20 protein-coding genes and 2 pseudogenes are annotated in these 18,897 nt (G+C 71.3%); 15 read left to right on the top strand and 7 right to left on the bottom strand.

Annotated elements, in window-relative coordinates:
• Nucleotides 1-74 precede the first annotated feature (74 nt).
• From E1O70_RS20345 to E1O70_RS05900, 4 genes and pseudogenes are all read right to left on the bottom strand, one after another.
• Nucleotides 75-560 (bottom strand): annotated as a pseudogene (locus E1O70_RS20345) (Gfo/Idh/MocA family protein); the annotation flags it as partial.
• Nucleotides 561-825: 265 nt separating this feature from the next.
• Nucleotides 826-1,158 (bottom strand): annotated as a pseudogene (locus tag E1O70_RS20695) (Gfo/Idh/MocA family oxidoreductase); the annotation flags it as partial.
• The gene (locus tag E1O70_RS05895; RefSeq protein ID WP_061269242.1) at nt 1,155-2,222 is read right to left on the bottom strand and encodes a Gfo/Idh/MocA family protein; all 1,068 of its coding nucleotides are present in this window, start codon (nt 2,220-2,222) and stop codon (nt 1,155-1,157) included. The gene E1O70_RS05895 and the pseudogene E1O70_RS20695, both read right to left, overlap by 4 nt.
• On the bottom strand, nt 2,219-2,974 hold the full coding sequence (locus tag E1O70_RS05900) for a FadR/GntR family transcriptional regulator (RefSeq protein WP_082774815.1): 756 nt from the start codon (nt 2,972-2,974) through the stop codon (nt 2,219-2,221). The genes E1O70_RS05895 and E1O70_RS05900 overlap by 4 nt, the downstream gene beginning before the upstream one ends.
• 100 nt (nt 2,975-3,074) lie before the next feature.
• On the opposite strand from E1O70_RS05900, the gene E1O70_RS05905 reads away from it, so the two are divergent.
• The 13 genes from E1O70_RS05905 (at nt 3,075) to E1O70_RS05950 (ending at nt 13,767) form a co-directional block, all read left to right on the top strand.
• Nucleotides 3,075-4,679, top strand: coding sequence for an ABC transporter substrate-binding protein (locus E1O70_RS05905; protein ID WP_061269241.1), 1,605 nt, complete (start codon nt 3,075-3,077; stop codon nt 4,677-4,679).
• A gap of 131 nt (nt 4,680-4,810) precedes the next feature.
• Nucleotides 4,811-5,767, top strand: a complete 957-nt coding sequence (locus tag E1O70_RS05910; RefSeq protein ID WP_021481963.1) for an ABC transporter permease — start codon at nt 4,811-4,813, stop codon at nt 5,765-5,767.
• A gap of 1 nt (nt 5,768) precedes the next feature.
• Entirely contained in the window at nt 5,769-7,868 is a 2,100-nt protein-coding gene (locus E1O70_RS05915; protein WP_061269240.1) for a dipeptide/oligopeptide/nickel ABC transporter permease/ATP-binding protein, read from the top strand.
• Entirely contained in the window at nt 7,865-8,707 is an 843-nt protein-coding gene (locus E1O70_RS05920) for an ABC transporter ATP-binding protein (RefSeq protein WP_061269239.1), read from the top strand. The genes E1O70_RS05915 and E1O70_RS05920 overlap by 4 nt, the downstream gene beginning before the upstream one ends.
• A gap of 74 nt (nt 8,708-8,781) precedes the next feature.
• The gene (locus E1O70_RS19845; RefSeq protein ID WP_061269238.1) at nt 8,782-9,705 is read left to right on the top strand and encodes a dihydrodipicolinate synthase family protein; all 924 of its coding nucleotides are present in this window, start codon (nt 8,782-8,784) and stop codon (nt 9,703-9,705) included.
• On the top strand, nt 9,698-10,699 hold the full coding sequence (locus E1O70_RS05925) for an ROK family protein (protein WP_061269237.1): 1,002 nt from the start codon (nt 9,698-9,700) through the stop codon (nt 10,697-10,699). Before E1O70_RS19845 ends, E1O70_RS05925 begins: the two co-directional genes overlap by 8 nt.
• Nucleotides 10,696-11,412, top strand: a complete 717-nt coding sequence (locus E1O70_RS05930; protein ID WP_061269236.1) for an N-acetylmannosamine-6-phosphate 2-epimerase — start codon at nt 10,696-10,698, stop codon at nt 11,410-11,412. The genes E1O70_RS05925 and E1O70_RS05930 overlap by 4 nt, the downstream gene beginning before the upstream one ends.
• 121 nt (nt 11,413-11,533) lie before the next feature.
• Complete coding sequence (locus tag E1O70_RS05935; RefSeq protein WP_061269235.1) at nt 11,534-11,797, top strand: hypothetical protein; 264 nt, start codon at nt 11,534-11,536, stop codon at nt 11,795-11,797.
• Nucleotides 11,794-11,937: a hypothetical protein gene (locus tag E1O70_RS20090; protein WP_205688616.1), complete on the top strand. Its 144-nt coding sequence runs from the start codon at nt 11,794-11,796 to the stop codon at nt 11,935-11,937. The genes E1O70_RS05935 and E1O70_RS20090 overlap by 4 nt, the downstream gene beginning before the upstream one ends.
• Before the next feature lie 9 nt (nt 11,938-11,946).
• Nucleotides 11,947-12,234: a DUF192 domain-containing protein gene (locus E1O70_RS20095; protein WP_276321412.1), complete on the top strand. Its 288-nt coding sequence runs from the start codon at nt 11,947-11,949 to the stop codon at nt 12,232-12,234.
• Between the two features lie 44 nt (nt 12,235-12,278).
• A complete protein-coding gene (locus E1O70_RS05945) occupies nt 12,279-12,731 on the top strand; it encodes a LysR family transcriptional regulator (protein ID WP_061269233.1) in 453 nt (150 codons plus the stop codon).
• Nucleotides 12,732-12,742: 11 nt separating this feature from the next.
• Nucleotides 12,743-13,018: a hypothetical protein gene (locus tag E1O70_RS19850; RefSeq protein ID WP_061269232.1), complete on the top strand. Its 276-nt coding sequence runs from the start codon at nt 12,743-12,745 to the stop codon at nt 13,016-13,018.
• The gene (locus tag E1O70_RS05950) at nt 13,018-13,767 is read left to right on the top strand and encodes a zeta toxin family protein (RefSeq protein ID WP_338077833.1); all 750 of its coding nucleotides are present in this window, start codon (nt 13,018-13,020) and stop codon (nt 13,765-13,767) included. Before E1O70_RS19850 ends, E1O70_RS05950 begins: the two co-directional genes overlap by 1 nt.
• 397 nt (nt 13,768-14,164) lie before the next feature.
• Here E1O70_RS05950 and E1O70_RS05955 read toward each other — a convergent pair whose 3' ends face one another.
• Complete coding sequence (locus tag E1O70_RS05955) at nt 14,165-14,893, bottom strand: NYN domain-containing protein (RefSeq protein WP_061269230.1); 729 nt, start codon at nt 14,891-14,893, stop codon at nt 14,165-14,167.
• Between the two features lie 50 nt (nt 14,894-14,943).
• Between E1O70_RS05955 and E1O70_RS05960 the strand changes: the two genes are divergently transcribed.
• Nucleotides 14,944-15,894, top strand: coding sequence for a hypothetical protein (locus E1O70_RS05960; RefSeq protein WP_061269229.1), 951 nt, complete (start codon nt 14,944-14,946; stop codon nt 15,892-15,894).
• 298 nt (nt 15,895-16,192) lie between these two features.
• Nucleotides 16,193-17,260, top strand: coding sequence for a DUF4365 domain-containing protein (locus E1O70_RS05965; RefSeq protein ID WP_167496860.1), 1,068 nt, complete (start codon nt 16,193-16,195; stop codon nt 17,258-17,260).
• Here the strand turns inward: E1O70_RS05965 and E1O70_RS05970 are convergent.
• Nucleotides 17,248-17,640, bottom strand: coding sequence for a hypothetical protein (locus E1O70_RS05970; RefSeq protein WP_128957657.1), 393 nt, complete (start codon nt 17,638-17,640; stop codon nt 17,248-17,250). The genes E1O70_RS05965 and E1O70_RS05970 overlap by 13 nt on opposite strands.
• A gap of 325 nt (nt 17,641-17,965) precedes the next feature.
• Nucleotides 17,966-18,889: a hypothetical protein gene (locus tag E1O70_RS05975; protein ID WP_128957656.1), complete on the bottom strand. Its 924-nt coding sequence runs from the start codon at nt 18,887-18,889 to the stop codon at nt 17,966-17,968.
• Nucleotides 18,890-18,897: the final 8 nt, after the last annotated feature.

Raw genomic sequence — 18,897 nt, forward strand, 5'->3', positions numbered from 1 at the left:
CGACCGCACCACCGCCTCCACGGCATCCGCAGCCAGCACCGCCAACCGCTCCGCCGGAGCGATCACGACCTCCATCAGACCCTCGCCTCCTCGGGCACCGTCCGGTGCTCCACCGCGACCACGTCGCCCGTCTCGACCGAGCGGTACGCCGCGTCGATCACGGCGAGCGACGCGCGCGCCTCCTCGATCCCGTAGTCCGGCCGTCCGCCGGCCAGCACCGCCCCGACCACGTGCCGCAGGTACGCCGCCGCGGCGACCTGGCCCGCGTCCGCGGCGATCGTCGTCCGACCGTCCGCGCCGAACCGCGCGACGGCCGGGGCGTCGTCGTCCGTGACGGCGTGGCCGTGCGACCCGAGCAGCCGCACCGACGACGTGGTGGGCGTCCCGCCGGGCGCGAACGGGACGCGCCCGAGGGTGATCGTCGCGGTCACGCCGCGCTCCAGCTCGAGCGTGACGACCGCCGTGTCCTCCACCCCGGCCTCGCGGTGCGGCTCCAGGAACAGCGACCCCGCGAAGGCGTGCACCTCGACGGTGCGCAGCCCGGTGAGGTGGTGCGCCGCGTCGGCGCAGTAGCCGAGGAAGTTTCAGCAGCTCGCCGCCCCCGGAGAGCGTGCGGTCGACGACGAGGCCCGGGCGCTCGACCGACGTCGCGAAGTGGGCGCCGGACGCGAGGAACTCGAGGTCCAGGTGGCGCGGCAGGCCCACGTGGCCGGCGTCGACCCACGCGCGCAGACGGCGCAGCGCGGGCGCGTGCGTGCGGTTCACGACGGCGCACGTGCGCTCCGTGCGGGCGGCGACGGCGACGAGGTGGTCGGCGTCGGCGAGGGTCGTCGCGACGGGCTTGTCGACGAGCACGTCGAGGCCCGCCTCCAGCAGCGCCGCCGCCAGGCGCGCGTGCCGGGTCGGCTCGGCGCACACGACGACGAGGTCGACGGTGCTGCCCAGGGCCTCCGCGGCCGCGGCCACGTCGGCGACCTCGGCGTAAGGCACTCCGGCGCGCTCGGCGACGGCGCGCGAGTCGCCCCGCACCCAGCCGGGCGCGTCCGCCTCCTCGACGACGCCGACGAGCTCGACGCGGTCGTCGGCGCCGAGGATCCGCAGGTAGTCGGCCGCGTGGCGCACGGCCGACGCGAACGCGACGCGCAGGGTCGTGCTCATGCGGCCACCCCCGTGGTCGCGTAGCCGGGGACGTCGGCGACGCGCTCGCGCCGCTCGGAGACGAGCGAGCGCTGCGCGGCGAGCGCGGTCGCGAGCGCGGCCCGCACCTGCGGCGTCGTGACGACGGGCGCCGCGTCGCCGCGCACCACGTCGAGCCAGTGCGCGAGCTGGATCCCCAGCGCGCCCTCGACGGAGACGGGCGGGGCGGTCGTGGCGTCGGAGTGCAGGCCGTCCTCCTCGGTGGTCGAGTGCGCGAGCGTGCCCTCCGTCCCCACGAGCACGACCCGGCGCACGAGCTCGCCGCGGCGGCGCAGCGCGTAGCAGAGCTCGAGCGTCGCGAGCGCGCCCGACGCCGTGCGGAGCTGCACGTGGAACGAGTCGGGCGACTCCATGTCGGGCGAGAACGTGCGGAAGCCGCGCGCGAAGACCTCGACCGGCTCGTCGTCGAGCAGCCACCTCGCGGCGTCCATGATGTGGGTGCCGTTGTGCACGGGGTGCCCGCCCGAGAGCTCCGGGTCGAGCTGCCAGCCGCGCCACCCGGCGGGCCACGCGTGGCCCGTGTACCAGGAGATGTGCGCGAGCCGCGGGGTGCCGATCTCACCCCGGCGGGCTGCGGCGGCGAGCGCCGTCACGGCGGGCTGGAAGCGTACGGTCTGCCCGACGACGAGCGTCGTGCCCCGGCCCTCGGTCGCCGCGACCATCGCGTCGAGCTCGGGCAGCGACAGCGCCGCCGGCTTCTCGACCTGGACGTGCTTGCCGGCCTCGCCCGCGGCGATCGTGTCGCGCGCGTGCGTGGGTGTCGCGGTGACGACGTCCACGGCGTGCACGGCGTCGTCCGCGAGCGCCTCGTCGAGGGCGGTCGTCGCCCGGGCACCGGGGACGAGCGCCGCGAGCGCGCGGGTGCGCTCCAGGTCGTGCCCGACGACCCAGCGCACGTCCGCGCCGTCGAGCGCCGCGAGCGCGGTGAGGTGCTCGCGCGCGAACGCCCCGATGCCCACGACGGCGATCCCGACGGGGCGGCGGCTCGAACGTCGCCCGGCCGGGGGGAGGTGCTGGGGTCTCACGCGGTCGTCACCCCGAGGGCCCGGTCGATCGGCTGGTAGTGCGAGGCGACGGCGGCCCGGAACGCGTCGACGTCGCCGGCCTCGGCGGCGTCGAGCATCGCGCCGTGCGCGCGGGCGGTCTGGTCGAGGTCGGCGGCGACGGAGAGCCCGAGCTTGGGGATCACGGCGGTGTGCACGTCCCAGAACGCGGCGACGAGCTGCCCGACGAGCGAGTTGTCGAGCCGCGCGAGCAGGCCGGTGTGGAAGGCCCGGTCCTGGGTGGGGAACGACTGGCCCTGCGACGCCGCGGCGACCATCTCCTCGACGAGGGCGTGCAGGTCGGGGTTCGACGTCCCGGTGAGGCTCGCGACGATGCGCTCGGCCATGGCGAGGTCGAGGGACTGGCGCACCTCGACGACGTCGCGCAGCGCCCGCAGGTCGTCGCCGGGGGAGAGGACGCCGCGGAAGACGAGCGCCTCGACGAGCGCGTCGAGCGACATGCTGCCGACGAACGTGCCGTGCCCGTGGCGGACCTCGACGATGTCGAGGGTCGACAGGGTCCGGATCGCCTCGCGCACGCTCGACCGGGAGACGCCGAGGTGCTCGCACAGCTCGGCCTCGGTGGGGAGCGGGTCCCCGGGCCGCAGCCCCTCGCCGAGGATGAAGTCCTTGATCCGGTCGGCGGTGGTGGTCCGCCGCGGTGCGGTCGCACCGGTGCTGCCGGCTCTGGAGGCGTCGAGCGTCGCGAAGCTCCTCCGCCGTGGTGTCGCCATCTTGACCCCTTCGGTTTCTGGTCCTAGTGTCATGCTACACAACGTCAGACATCAGACATCTTCTCTCCGGAAGAGTGTCGGTCTCATGTCAGGAGAACCAATGAAGCTTCACGTCAGCTCACCTCCCCGTCGCCGGGGAGTCGCTGCGGTCGCCGCGGGCGTCGTGCTCGCGCTCGGCCTCGCGGCGTGCTCGGGTGGCGACGCCGCGCAGGACGACCCGACCGAGGGCACCGCCGCCCAGGGCGAGATCGACCAGGACGCCGTGATCGAGGCGGGCATCTCGTACTCCCTCTCCGGTGGTTTCGACCCGATGATCACCACCGGTGCCGTGACAGTAGCCGCGAACTGGCACGTGTTCGAGGGACTCACCGAGCTCGACCCCGCGACGCGCGAGGTCTACGCGGCGCTCGGCACCGATCTCCCGGCGCAGGTCGACGACACCCACTACGAGGTGGACATCCGCGAGGGCGCGGTCTTCCACGACGGCACCCCCGTCACCGTCGACGACGTCGTCTTCAGCTTCGAGCGCGTGCTCGACCCGGCGAGCGAGTCGCTCTACGCCGGATTCATCGACTTCATCGAGTCCGTCACCCCGGTCGACGACGACACGGTCTCGATCAACCTCAAGTACCCGTTCAGCCTCGTCCCCGAGCGCGTGTCGGTCGTCAAGATCGTCCCGAAGGCGCTCGTCGAGTCCGACTACGAGGCCTTCAACGCCCTCCCCGTCGGGACCGGCCCGTTCAAGATGACCCAGGCGACGCCCGACGACAAGATCACGTTCGAGCGGTTCGACGACTACAACGGCCGTCGCCCCGCGCTGGCCGCCGGTCTCGTGTGGAACCTGCTGTCCGACCCGGCCGCGCGCGTCACCGCGATGAGCTCCGGCACGGTCAGCGCGATCGAGGACGTCCCCTACATCGACGTCCCGACGCTCGAGGGCGCCGTGGACGTGGAGTCGGTCCAGTCGTTCGGCACGCTCTTCATGATGTTCAACACCGACCTGCCCCCGTTCGACGACGTCCGCGTGCGCCAGGCGTTCTTCTACGCCCTCGACATGGACAAGATCATCGACAACGGGCTCCTCGGCAACGGTGCCGCGGCCACGAGCTTCCTGCCGCAGAGCCACCCGAACTACCACGAGGCGTCGACCGTCTACTCGTACGACCCGGAGAAGGCGAAGTCGCTGCTCGCCGAGGCCGGCGTGAGCGACCTGTCCATCACCCTCATGACGACGGACACCGGCTGGGTCGCGGACATCGCCCCGCTCATCAAGGAGAACCTCGACGCGATCGGCGTCGACACGACGCTCGACATCGGCCAGTCCGGCGGCCAGTACACCAAGGTGGACAACGGTGACCTGCAGGTCATGGTGGCGCCCGGCGACCCGTCCGTCTTCGGCAACGACCCCGACCTGCTCATGCGCTGGTGGTACGGCGACAACGTCTGGTCGCAGTCGCGCTACCGCTGGAACGACGACCCGAAGTTCGCCGAGCTCCAGTCGATCCTCGACGACGCCGTCCGCACGTCGGGCGACGAGCAGCAGGAACTGTGGAACCAGGCGTTCGACCTGATCTCCACCGAGGTGCCGCTCTACCCGCTGCTGCACCGCAAGCTGCCGACCGCGTGGGACGGCGACACGCTCTCCGGCTTCAAGCCGCTGCCCATCACGGGCCTGTCGTTCCTCGACGCCGGCCTCGTCAAGTAGCCGCGGGCGCGTAGCCCTCGGCGCCGACCGACCCCGGGCCCCTCGCCCGCCCCGGCGAGGGGCCCGGTACGCGCCCGGCACCCAGAACGGACAGACATGCACCGCACCCCCGACGCACCAGGAGGTCGACCATGAGCGCGCTGCTGCGACTCGTCGGACGCCGCCTCCTGCAGCTGCCGATCATGATCCTCGGCATCACGTTCCTCGTGTTCCTCGTGATGTCGTTCTCGCAGGTCGACCCCGCGATCCAGGCCCTCGGCGAGGGTGCCTCGGTCGAGGCGCGCGAGGCGTACCGCGAGGCCAACGGGCTCAACGACCCGCTCCTCGTCCGGTACGTCGCGTTCCTCGGCGGCCTCCTGCACGGGGACCTCGGCACGTTCAGCGCACGCCAGGTGCCCGTGGCCGACGAGGTCGCGCGCGCCCTGCCGATCACCCTGCAGCTCACGCTCATGGGCCTCGTCATCGCCGTCGTGGCCGCGCTCGTCATGGGCATCCTCGCGGCGCTCTACCGCGACCGGTGGCCCGACAAGGCGATCCGCGTCGTGTCCGTCGCGTCCCTCGCGACGCCGTCGTTCTGGCTCGCGGTGCTGCTCATCCAGGTCGTCACGCTGAGCGCCGGGTGGCTGCCCGCGAGCGGGCCCCTGCCCGACCCGTCCGAGGACCTCGGCGGCTACCTCGCGCGCATGACGCTGCCCGCGCTCGCGCTCGCGATCCCCGTCGTCGGCCAGCTCACGCGCGTCGTGCGCACGTCCGTCGTCGAGGAGCTCGACAAGGACTACGTCCGTACCGCGATCGGCGCGGGCATCCCGCGCCACGTCGTCGTCGGGCGCAACGTGCTGCGCAACGCGCTCATCACCCCGATCACGGTCCTCGGCCTGCGCGTCGGCTACCTCATCGGCGGCGCCGTCGTCATCGAGATCATCTTCGCGCTGCCCGGCATGGGCACGCTCATCCTCAACGGCGTCACCAACAACGAGCCCAACCTCGTGCAGGGCGTGACCCTCACCGTGGCGCTCGCGTTCGTGCTCATCAACATCGTGGTCGACATGCTCTACGTGCTCGTCAACCCGCGGATCAGGACGGTGTGACGTGCGCCGACAGCTCACCGAACGACTCTCGACCCCCGGGCTGCGCCTGCGCGCGCTGCCCCTCGGGTCCAAGATCTCCCTCGCGTTCGTGCTCCTCGTGGCGCTCGCGGCCGTCTTCGCGCCGCTCGTCGCGAGCCACGACCCGCTCGCCACCGGCACGCCCGTCCAGCCCCCGGGCGCGGAGAACTGGTTCGGCACCGACCGCCAGGGGCGCGACATCTTCTCCCGCGTCGTCTACGGCGCGCGGTACTCGCTCGTCATCGGCCTCGGGGCCACCGCCATCGCGCTCGCCGCGGCCGCCGTGCTCGGCGCCGTCGCCGCGACGGCGCGCAAGAGCGTCTCCGAGACCCTCATGCGCGTCCTCGACATCGTCATGTCCTTCCCCGGCATCGCGCTGGCCGCCGTGTTCGTCTCGGTCTTCGGCCGCTCGCTGCCCGTGCTCGTGCTGACGATCGCGTTCCTCTACACGCCGCAGCTCACGCGCGTCGTGCGGGCCAACATCCTCGACCAGTACGGCGAGGACTACGTCGCCGCGACCCGCGTCATGGGCGCCCGCACGGCCTGGATCCTCGCGAAGCACGTCGCCCGCAACTGCGCGGCGCCCGTGCTGGTGTTCACCACCGTGCTCGTGGCCGACGCGATCGTCTTCGAGGCGTCGCTGTCCTTCATCCAGGCGGGCGTGCCCGACCCGGAGCCCTCGTGGGGCAACATCATCGCCGCCGGCCGCGACCTCGTCATGGGCGGCTACTGGTGGGCGACGTTCTTCCCGGGCCTGGCCATCATGCTCACCGTCCTGTGCCTCAACATCTTGTCCGAGGGCATGACGGACGCGATGGTCGCCGCCCCGCGGGCGACGCGCGCCACCCCGGCGAAGGCCCTCGCGACCGACTCCGACGACGCGGCGGTCGCCGCGGAGCTCACCGCGATGGACGCCGACGAACCGGTCGAGACGGCGGACGAGGCACGCCTCGCCGAGTCCGAGCCGGTCGTGCCGGACGTCGAGCCGCAGGTCGCGCACGTCGGGCGGGCCGTGCCCCTCGCCTCGCGCCTCGCCACGCTGCGCGCTGCCGAGTCGGCCCGCACCGACCGTCCCGTGTACGACGGCGACGCCGAGCCCCTGCTCGAGGTGCGCAACCTGTCCATCCGCTTCCCGCGCCACGGCGACGTCGCGGTGGTCGACGACGTCTCGTTCTCGGTCCGCCCCGGCGAGACCATGGCGCTGGTCGGCGAGTCCGGCTGCGGCAAGTCGATCACCTCGCTCGCCGTCATGGGCCTGCTGGACCCCTCCGCGCAGATCAGCGGCGAGATCCGGTACGGCGGCAAGGACCTGCTGGCGATGGGCAACCGCGAGCGCGCGGCGCTGCGCGGCACCGAGATCGCGATGATCTACCAGGACGCGCTGAGCTCCCTCAACCCGTCGATGCTCGTCCGGGCGCAGATGAAGCAGCTCACGCGCCGCGGCGGGACCCGCACGGCCGAGGAGCTCCTCGAGCTCGTGGGCCTCGACCCGGAGCGCACGCTCAAGAGCTACCCGCACGAGCTCTCCGGCGGGCAGCGCCAGCGCGTGCTCATCGCCATGGCCCTCACGCGCGACCCGAAGCTGGTCATCGCGGACGAGCCGACGACGGCGCTCGACGTCACCGTCCAGGCCCAGGTCGTCGCGCTGCTCGACGAGCTGCGCGTCAAGCTCGGCTTCGCGATGGTGTTCGTCAGCCACGACCTCGCGCTCGTCGCGCAGATCGCGCACCGCATCACGGTCATGTACGCGGGCCAGGTCGTCGAGCAGGCGCCGACGAGCGAGCTGCTCACCGACCCCCGCCACGAGTACACGCAGGGCCTGCTCGGCGCGGTGCTCTCGATCGAGCAGCGCTCCACGCGCCTGCACCAGATCCCCGGCACCGTCCCGTCGCCGCGCGACTTCCCGACGGGCGACCGGTTCGCGCCGCGCTCGTCGCGCCCCGACCGCGGCCTCGACGTGCGGCCCGTGCTGCGCGCCGTGGACGCGGACGGGCAGCACCTCGTCGCGATGCCGCCGGACGAGCCGGTCGGCGCCGTCGCGGGCGGTGGCCCCGCCCCGATCACCACCGGAGGGACGCGATGAGCGCCACCGACCAGACCCCGTCCGCCGCGGAGCGGGGGTCCGCGACCGACCACGACACCCCCGTCGTCGAGCTGCGCGGCGTGCACGTCGTCTTCAAGGCCCGCACGGGCACGCTCTTCAAGGCCAACCGGGTGCACGCCGTGAACGACGTGAGCGTCGCGGTCCGCCGCGGCAGCACGCTCGGGATCGTCGGCGAGTCCGGCTCGGGCAAGTCGACCATGGCGAAGGTGCTCGTCGGGCTGCAGGCGCCGACGTCCGGCGAGATCCGCTTCCGCGGGCAGCCGGTCGACAAGTACACGACGCGCGTGCGGCGCGACGTCGGGCGGGTCGTGTCCGTCGTCTTCCAGGACCCGGCCACCGCGCTCAACGCCCGCATGCGCGTGCGGGACGCCCTGCGGGACCCGCTCGACGTGCACCGCGTCGGCGACGCCGCGTCGCGCGAGGCGCGCGTCCGCGAGCTCGTGCACCTCGTCGGGCTGCCCGAGTCGGCGCTCGACGCGCTGCCCGGCCAGCTCTCCGGCGGGCAGCGGCAGCGCGTCGCCATCGCGCGCGCCCTCGCGCTCGCGCCGGACGTGATCGTCGCCGACGAGCCCACGTCCGCGCTCGACGTGTCCGTGCGGGCCCAGATCCTCAACCTGCTCGCCGACCTCAAGGCCGAGCTCGACCTGGGGATGGTCTTCATCTCGCACGACATCCAGACGGTGCGCCACGTCTCCGACGAGATCGTCGTCATGCAGGGCGGCCGCATCGTCGAGTCCGGCCCCGCCGCGCGCGTGCTCGACGACCCCCAGGACGACTACACCCGCACCCTGCTCGGCGCGGCGCCCGCGCTCCTGTGAGCGCCGCCGCGCCCCGCCCGACGCCGGGCACCACCCCGACCACCACACCGCTGAACCCAGAACCGGAGCTCCTCGTGACCACCCCCTTCCGCGGGATCGTCCCGCCCGTCCTCACCCCGCTCACGACCGAGGGCGAGGTCGACGTCGCGTCCCTCGAGCGTCTCGTGGACCACCTCGTCACCGAGGGCGTGCACGGCCTGTTCGTGCTCGGGTCGACCGGCGAGGTCGCGTACCTCACCGACGCGCAGCGCGACGTCGTCGTGCGAACCGTCGTGCGCGCTGCCGCCGGTCGCGTGCCCGTCATGGGCGGCGCCATCGACCTGACGACGGCGCGCGTCGTCGAGCAGGCGAAGGCGCTCGTGGCGGGCGGGGTGGACGCGGTCGTCGCCACGGCCCCCGTCTACGCGCTCAACGACCTCGACGAGATCGAGCGCCACCTGCGGGCCGTCGCGGCCGCCGTCGGCGTGCCGCTGTTCGCGTACGACATCCCGGTGCGCGTGCGGACGAAGCTGCCCGCGGACCTCCTCGTCCGGCTCGGCACCGAGGGCGTCCTCGCGGGCGTCAAGGACTCGTCGGGCGACGACGTCGGCTTCCGCCGCCTCGTCGCCGCCAACGCGGCGGCCGGCTCGCCCCTCGCGCTCTTCACGGGGCACGAGGTCGTGGTCGACGGGATGCTGCTGCTCGGCGCCGACGGCGTCGTGCCGGGCCTCGCGAACGTCGACGCGGGCGGCTACGTGCGCCTGTGGGACCTCGCCCAGGCCGGGAAGTGGGACGATGCCCGGGTGGAGCAGGACCGTATCGCCGCGCTGTTCGAGATCGTGTTCCAGGCACGCGGCCGCTCGGGCGACGCCGCGGGCGTCGGGGCGTTCAAGGTGGCCGCGCAGCGCCAGGGGCTCATCGCGACGGAGACCCTCGCGTTCCCCGTCGAGCCGCTCGCGGACGACGTCGCCGCGCGCGTCGAGGAGATCACGCGCGCCGCGGGGCTCCTGCGTGGCTGACGCCTCTCCGGGCGCCGCCGCGCCGACGGTCGTCGTCGGCGTCGACCTCGGCGGCACCAAGACGGCCGCGGCGACCGTCGCGGCCGACGGGACCCTCGGTCCCGTGCTCGCCGTGCCGACCCCGGCCGCCGGCGGCCCCGACGCGGTGCTCGACGCCGTCGCCGGGGTCGTGCGCGAGGTCGTCGCCGCGCTGCCGGGCGCGGCGCGCCTGCGCGCGCTCGGGGTCGGCGCGGCCGGGGTGGTGGACGTCGGTCGCGGCGTGATCGTCTCCGCGACCGACACTCTGCCCGGCTGGCCCGGGACCGACGTCGCGGGTGGCCTGCGCCGCCGGCTCGCCGACCTCGCTGAGGTCCCCGACCTGCCCGTGTTCGTCGAGAACGACGTCGACGCGCACGCCGCGGGCGAGGTGTGGCGCGGCGCCGCCGCGGGCGCGCGCAGCGCGCTGCTCGTCGCCGTCGGGACCGGCGTGGGGGGCGCCGTCGTGCTCGACGGGCATCCCCTGCGCGGCGCGCACCACGTCGCGGGGGAGCTGGGGCACGTGCCCGTCCCCGGTGCGGAGCTGCTGCGCTGCCCGTGCGGACGCACCGGCCATCTGGAGGCCATCGGGGCGGGCCCGGCCGTCCACCGCCGCTACCTCGCGCTCGGCGGGGACGCGACCAGCCCCGACACGCGCGACGTCGTCGCCCGGGCCGACACGGGCGACGAGCTCGCGGCCTCGGTCGTGCGCGACGCCGCCCGGGCCGTGGGCCGCGCCGTCGCCGGGGTCGTCACCGTGCTCGACCCGGAGGTGGTCGTCGTCGGGGGCGGCATGGCCGGCGCGGGCGACCTGTGGTGGTCCGCGCTCGAGGAGGCGCTGCGCGCGGAGGTCGTCGACGTGCTCGCCGACCTGCCGCTGCGGCCCGCCGCGCTGGGGAACGTCGCGGCGGTCGTCGGCGCGGCGCGCGGCGCGTGGAACCTGCTGGACGACCGCACGACCGACGGAGGAGCGCGATGAGCGCGGAGCAGCACGACCGGACGCCCTGGACGCGCGAGCGCGTCCTCGACGCGATGCGCGGACGCCTCACGGTGTCGTGCCAGGCCTACCCCGGCGAGCCCCTGCGCGACCCGCGCACGACGGCGCAGATGGCGCGCGCCGTCGTCGCCGGGGGCGCGGCCGCCGTCCGCGTGCAGGGCCTGGACGACGTCGCGGCCGTCGTCGCGGCGGTCGACGTGCCCGTCGTCGGGCTGTGGAAGGACGGCGACGGCGGGGTCTTCATCACCCCGACCCTCCGGCACGCCGTCGCGGTCGCGGACGCGGGTGCGCACGTCGTCGCGCTCGACGGCACGCGCCGGCCGCGCCCCGACGGGCTCACCCTCGCCGAGACCGTCGCGCGCCTGCGCGAGACGACGGACGCGCTCGTCATGGCGGACTGCGGGTCGCTCGACGACGCGCTCGCCGCGCAGGACGCGGGCGTCGACCTGCTCGGCACGACCCTCTCCGGCTACACCGGCGAGCGGCCCCGGACCGACGGTCCGGACCTCGCGCTCGTCGACGAGATGGTCGCGGGCTGCACCCTCCCGGTCGTCGTCGAGGGCCGCGTGCACACCCCCGCCCAGGCCGCCGAGGCGATGGCGCACGGCGCGTTCGCCGTGTGCGTCGGCACCGCGATCACCCACCCGACGACTCTGACGTCTTGGTTCGTCGACGCGGTGGCGCCGCCCGTCTGACGCGGTGCGCGCCGGGGTTGCGACCCGTCATCCCGGTTTCCGGGAGGGGAACGGGCGCGTCCAGCGCGAGTTCGTCACCGCCCTGGCTCGCGAGTCCGGCCATCGCCTGGACTGGACCAGGGTGACGCTCGGCAGGCCCGGGTACGAGTCCGAGAACGACCAGACCTCCCGCCTGGCCCGCACGGGAGACCGCGGCCCGCTGCGCACCATGTTCGCGCGCATCACCACCAAGGCCGGCGCGATCGACGACCACGTGAACGACGCCCTGCGCCTGGTCGCCGCCTCCCGACCCCCGTCCACCGCCCCGCCGCCCGCCAACGCGTCGGCCGTCGCGCGCGTCAGCCGTCCCGCACCCGGCGCACCCGGCAGGGACTACGGCAGATGAGCCCTCGCCGCCGCCTCACCGTCCTGGCCGCCACCACCGTCGTCGTCGCCGCCGCGTGTAGCTCGCCGCGGCCCGAGGTCACGGTCGAGGTCGGGGGAGAGGCGTTCGCCGTGGAGCTCGCGGACACCGCCAGCGAGTAGAAGGAAGGTCTGGCCGGGCGCGAGGAGATCCCGTCCGGCACCGGGATGCTGTTCCAGTTCGCAGAGCGAGCCGAGCACCAGATGTGGATGGCCGGCATGCAGGTCCCGATCGACGTCGCCTGGATCGACGACGCTCGCGTGATCGGCGTCGCGACCCTCGACCCGTGCACCGAGGTCGATCAGACGACCTGCCCGCGGTCGACGGCACCGGGCCCAGCGACCGCGCTGCTCGAGGTACCGGCCGGAGCCCTGGCCGACGTCGCCGCCGGCGAGGCGGTGACGCTGCGCGAGCCCTGAGAAACCAAGCGCTATAAGATGCCTAATGAATGGAGGTGGTGAGCATGTCGACCATCGATCAGCCCACCGTGCAGGAGCTGCGCCGGCTACGTAGCCGGCGCTCGGTCACCGAGCTGTCCTACCAGCGGACGCTGCGCGCGCTCGCAACGACGATGACGCAGAGCGAGCTCGCCGCCGAGCTGCACGTCACGCAGTCCGCGGTGAGCCAGGCGCTGAAGACCGCACGGATCGTCGACGACGTCCGGCCCGGGTTCTCCGGCGCGAGCCCGTACGAGATCGCCCAGCGGTACGCCGCGGGGGAGCTGGACCGCGACCGTGCGCTGGAGGAGCTCATGCGCTGGCCGTACGACCCGGTCGCGCGCAGCGACGGGTACGACGCCCTGGTCGTCGACGCGCCCGGGGCGCACACGCTCGAGGAGGTCGTGCGCGCCTACCGCGAGGGCCTGATCGACCAGGACATGTATGTCGCGGTGGGCCAGGCGCACCAGACGAACTAGGCTCCCAGGCCGTGACGACGGCCGCCGAAGTTGACCGCCATGCCCAGACTGTCCGGGCCCTGTCGGCACCCGGCGCGCCGCTGTCGCGCGAGAGCCCGCATGCCACGATCGCGAACCCGGCCTGGTTCTTCACCCCCGGGATGCCCACCCCGATGCGCGAGGAGCTGCACCAGCAGATCCTCGGCCGCTTCCGCGCCACGATGGAGACCGAGGTCGCGCACGACAAGCGCGCCATCGTCCTCGCTGGGCCGCCCGGGCCGGTAAGTCACGCCTTCTGGGAGAGCTGATCGGTGAGCCCGGCACCGAGGGCCGACGCCGGTGGCTCGAGGTCGACCCCGACGAGATCAAGACCCAGCTCCTGGACGCGGCCGCCGCTGACGGGTCCTACGAGACGTTCATCAAGCCGCCCGCGGTGCGCGAGTTCGAGGCCCAGGGAGAGCGGTTCTTCCCGCTCGACTTCGCCGCCCTCGTGCACGAAGAGTCCTCCGCGCTGGCCAAGGTCGTGCGCGAGGAAGCGATCCGCGCCGGCGCCAACGTCGTCATCGACTCGGTCCTGTCCAAGCCGGACGCCGCCGTCGAGCTCGGGCACCAGCTCGAGCGCGCCGGCTACCGCGTCGACGTCGTGGACGTCGAGGTCCCCTTCGACGTCTCCGCCGCCAGGATCGCTCAACGCTGGCGTCACGACTACACCCTGGCGCTCCAAGGAGACCCCGAGCACCGCCACGGCGGCCGCTGGGTCCCCGAGGACTATGCCCGCAGCGTGTACGCGGGGGAGGGGCCACGCGCGATGTCCCAGGAGTCCGCCATACGCCTCGCGCAGTGCAGCAATATCACGAGCTTCCGCCGCTACTGGACACCCGCTAGCGACCGCCCGCGCGTCACCGAAGTGGATCAGGTGCGCGGCCTGAACGGCGGTCTCGTCGATCGCCGTGCAGCGGACGCCGCTCGCAGCGCCCGCGCTAGTTTCCCGGCCGCCCCACAAGTACGTCAGACGCATCGAGGAAGGCGTCCCGGGCGGACCGGGCCTGAGCGTTAGGTCGGGTCCAGAGCGCCGACGGCGGACTCCAGCTGAAGTGATGCGGGAGCGGACGGGGGAGGGCGCGTCCGTGTGCGCGGTGCAGGAGGCGGGAACCCCGCCGGGCCGGCGCGGCGGTGCGCAGCACGGGAAGAAAAAGTAAACCCGTCCCCAGAGGGGACGGGCGGTATGAAGGCAACATTACGTGCTGGGGTTGAGATACCGCAACCTTCTGTCCGTGTGTTACAGCGGAGACTATGCCGCGGAGAGGATGTCCGGAAGCAATATGCGGTGACGATATGCCTGAGCGGAGCGTCGGAGGCAAGACGCGGAAGCCGTCCGCCCATGGTAGGCGTCTGCGTCTGCGGGCGGTCTGACCTGCTGGAACACGCCCATCACAGGGCCGGAGAGGTGGCACCTACCAGGCAGCCGGGCGAGTGAGCTTGCCAACGGTCACCGGTAGCTGTGAGGCGTACAGGTCGTCGCACGTCAGCTGGTACCACCAGTGCCCACCTGGTCCCTGGGCGGGGTCGCCGTTGAGCTTGCCGGCCGGGTAGCCCTTGGTCGGGTTGACCAGACCGATCGGCACGAGGCCGCGGGCATGGCGCACAGGGAACTCCAGGTCGGAGTCGTTGGAGATGACCACTGCCGCATCCACAGCGCCGGTGAGGACGTCGATCAGCAGGTGCGCGGCGACGTTGACGTCCGAGCCCTTCTCCTCGCGCCGCGAGACCGAGGCCATGAACGTCGCGTCCGGCACGTCGCCGTCTGAGTTGCGCACCATCAGCGGCCAGCGCGGGTGAGCGAGCACCGGCCGTCCCCGCGGGCCCACGGTGGCCAAGGGCGCCATAGCGACCCGCGTCACGTAGGCGCCCATCGCGAGCTCGTCAACCGCACCAGCAGCCTCGAGCGCGCGCAGGTACACGTCCTGCTCACGCTGACCCACCGCGTTGTCCGCCCCCGAGATCCGCGCCGTGCAAAAGACGACCCGTGACACCTCCGGCGCGTCCCATCCCGATTGTTCCGCAACCAGGCGCCCCGACAAGGCACGCAGATCCAGCCACCGCCACCCCGCGGTGCTGCGCCCGCATAGGCCCCGCGCACCGTAGTAGAGGTTGAACCCGTCGATGTAGACCCCGACTCGCATGCACGCACGGTAGCCCGCCGATGTGGGCCGCAGGTGTCACACTCACCTGCATGGACGCTCAGGCAGCGGTTGGTGTTCAGTTCGAGGCCGTCGACCTCGCCGACTTCGGTGTCGCTCCTGGCGAGTCACCCGTCACCGAGCTCGTCGCGTGGTGCGCGCTGACGCTCGGTGCGAACGCCATCGAACCCGAAGCGGTCCGACTCGTCATCGCGGGGGACTTCACCGCGTCGGTGAACGCGCGCATGGGGGATCTGGGTCCAGTCTTCGACACCCGGCGCAACGGCGGGACCGTGGGCGGCAAGACCATGGCGCTCGAGGACGGGACGATCGACGTCGTTCTGCCCGCCGCCTTCTTCAGCATCGACATGGAGCCCCTGTACCGGGCCCGTGTAGACCAGCTGACCAAGCGGACCGTGACGCACGAGAGTTTTCACGTGGCGATGATGCAGGCAGGCGAGGGCGAGCAGAGCTACGCAACCGCGCCGCTCGCCCGCCAGCAGTTCCTTGCGTGCGCGGACTTTGTGATCGGCGAGTACCGGGCCGAGGCCGCGGTCCCGTCCGAGCTGCGAGGCGACGAACCTGGTTGGGACCTAGCCGACGTACTCGAGACGCTGCGCCGCGACCTAACACAGATCACCACGATGGACTACCAGCAGCACCGCGACGTCGGCCGGCTCACCGATGCAGTCATGTCGGAGGTGCTCACGGCCTGGAAGATCCTTGCCGTCGACATCGCGGTGAACGAAACCCTCGAGCCCGACGACGCCAACGGCCTCTGGGACACGATGGTCGGTCCGCACGGCGACGCCCTCACGGAAATCCTTCACGGGCTCCCGCCCGGCAGCGAACGAGTCAACGCGGACGACCTTGAGCGCGCCACGGCTCGTCTCGCCGACGAGTTCGACGATTGGCTGCACCGTCTCGGGTTCCACCTCGTCGACTACCCAGACGGTCACGCCCAGTTCAATATCGTGAGCTGGGACCTCTTCGTCCAGTCCTAGTTGACGCCGTGGCCAAGGTGAGGGCCGCGCTACGCGCCTGTCCGGTGGCGCTACACCCTCGGGACGCAGTGTGCTCATCCGACTTCGAGAAGATGGGCACTGACGTAGCAGCGCTCAGTCTGACCCTTGGTGGGATCTACGACTGGCTGTACGAAGAGCGCTAGCGGTCGCGGACTGAGCACTGGTAGAACCGTCGGGTCTGCTACACAAGTTGGTGACCTGGCCAGGCTGTCGAGTGACTCGGTGCACGCTGCCGGGCTGTACGCATGGCCAAGGGAGTGGAGACAGGTCGCATATCGTGGAGGATCCTGTGGCGGATAAGTCCAAGAAGTCACGCAAGAAGTCGAAGGCGCGGACGAAGCAGCGGCAGTCCAAACACGTTGCCGCGGACATCGGTGTCGAGATCGTTCGCCGCAAGCTGCCGCTTCAATGGGTAGCTCGGCCCATCAACCCCGACTACGGACTCGATCTCCATGTCGAGGTGTTCGAGCCTGACGACGATGACCCGACGAGTGGCAATACCTTGGGGGAGCACCTCTACGTGCAGGTGAAGGCCACGAAGAGCGTGGAGCTGAAGCGGGTGACGGTCCGCAGTCGAAGAAACGTCGCGAAGTGCGAGCCCGAAACACAAAGCGGCGAGCCGATCGAGATCGAGGTAGCGAAGTTTGCGCTGGATACTGAGACGCTTCTGACGGTGGAGGCGATGGGTGCTGCCGTCCCGGTTCTTCTGTGCTACGTCGACCTTTCCGCCGAGAAGGTCTACTACGTCTGCTTGAACGACTACATCACCAAGGCTCTGCTGCCCTATAAGCCGACGTATGAGGGCCAAGGCTCCGTAACCATCATGATCCCGAGTTGGAACGTGCTGGACTGTACAGACCCAAGCATCACGTACCTGTGGTTACTGGCTCGCAGGGGAAAATACTACGCGGCCTTCAATATGTTCGGCTACCAGTACAACGAGCTTATGTGGGCGCAGTCAGAGCATCCGAATCTCGTACACGAGGACCATCCGGAGATGGTTTTGCCTGCCGCCGAGATGCTTACGATGGCCCGAAGCTTCCTGCGCTCGGCTCTGCGACTGTCGATCTGGGGCCCGGCGGGTCCCGGGTATTGGGCTCCCCTTGGAGACGTTCAGAAGCACTTGCTGTTCCTTCAGGAGCACCTGCCGCCAGCAGGACGCCTGCTGCCAGCGGTGGAGGTTGCCCAGTACCAGCACTACCTGCTCGACGGTTTCAGACGGGCTGCCAACCTGGGACGGATGTACGAGGAGTTAGTCCGCGAGTGGCGCATGCCGACGGCCCTCGCCGCACTCTTGGACTTCGACGAGGGCAACAAGTACAACCCGCCAGACTACGCGCCGTAGGTCGGCTCGACCGGTGGCGGTGGGATCGTCTCGCCGGTGAACGTCAGCAGCAAGTAGATGACGAGGGCGACGGCGAGGATGGCGGTCACGATCTTGCTTACATGCCTTGGGTGCGCGATGAGGAGCCCGACGACGGTCGGCGCGACCAGCATCCCGATCGACTCGGCATACCCCTGAGCCGCTGTGTGGCCGCATGTGTCAGGGATCGGCCCCGACTCGCGACAGTTGCCGTTCTTGAAGTCGGTCGCGACGGCGAAGGTGATCACCATCGGGATGAACAGTGCGACGGTGCCACCGAGAGCAACGATCAGGCCGAGCAGCGCGCGCCACCACGGAACTCGCGGCGCTGTGGTCTGCGGGGCTCCTACCTGTGAGCTCACCACCGGAGTGTCCCATCGCGCGCCGCGCGCAATGGGATGCCTCCCGAGGTTTCGTGCATCAGATGCACGGAACCTGCAGTGATCTGCGCCAACACGGCATGGGCCGAGAGATCCCGGCGACGGATATGGCAGGGAGACGGGCGCCCTGACCTGCACAGGCGCGGACTTCGTCGCGAGGCGCGAGCTCCTGCGTCAGATGCAACTCGCACTCCTCGCGCGCCGATAATTGCCCTTATGTCATTACTCATACGTTTTGTCGGGTTTGACATAATGTGGCGATAGTTGCTGTTGTAGCACCATCGTCTCTTGGATCGCCACAGACCGGTTATCCGGGCAATTGCTCCATTGCTCGTTCGATCTGCTCGACCACGACCCCGCCCAACGCTCCTCCGGCACCAGCAGCGATCGTGGTCTTGATCTTCGCCAGGATCGACCTGATCAACCCAGGTTCCTTGGAAGGGTCTACGGTGCGCGCTTGCTCGAGCGCTTCAGCGAGGGCTGCTCGATCGGCACCTGCCTGCGCGAGGGCTTCGAGGGTCTCGCGCACGAGGTCCAACGCATTGGTCGCTGCCTCGACAGCCTGCAGGTCGAGGGTTGTGGCTGTCTGGGTGAAGCCACTGCCGCCAACGGCGACGTTCGAGATCTGCCCGGTGAACTTGGTATGGAACGTCTGCTGTACGGGGGCAGCGTGAGGGCTGTTCACGTCGGCACCGCTCTCGACCACCTGAGTCCCGCTTGCTGTGATCGTCGGACGCGCGATACCGCCACCGGAGGACCCCTGTCCGTCGATGTGCCCAGTCTCACGGAGCCACCTGGATGCCTGGTGAAGCTCGCGCTTGCTGAACGGCTGACCGTGAAACTGGTTGTGCTCAGACTGTAGGAAGTGGTCCAGGGTCGGGTGGGCACCGACCCCTTGGTCGTAGACCCAGCGCAGCAGACTGTTCCGCACCGCCTTGTTGCGCTCCACAGCCGACGCGCGCACACGTCGCACCCGCTCGACCAGGTCCTCACCGACTGGTAGGAGGATGCCACCGCTGAACCCCGCGATGCTCGCCCACGAAGAGACCAGCCTCATGTCCACCAGCGCCTGCAACGCATCCTGCACCCGCTCAACACCCAACTCGTCGTTCAGAGGCTCGATGGACGTCTCCTGGGAAGACGAACGGCCTGGCGCGTCGTACAAGAACTCCAGGACGCGCAACTGCCTGGTGCGGGTTGCTGAGAGCATCGGTGCTTCGAGCGGCGACATCGCTACCT

The organism is Cellulosimicrobium funkei (assembly GCF_004519295.1).
Lineage (GTDB): Bacteria > Actinomycetota > Actinomycetes > Actinomycetales > Cellulomonadaceae > Cellulosimicrobium > Cellulosimicrobium funkei.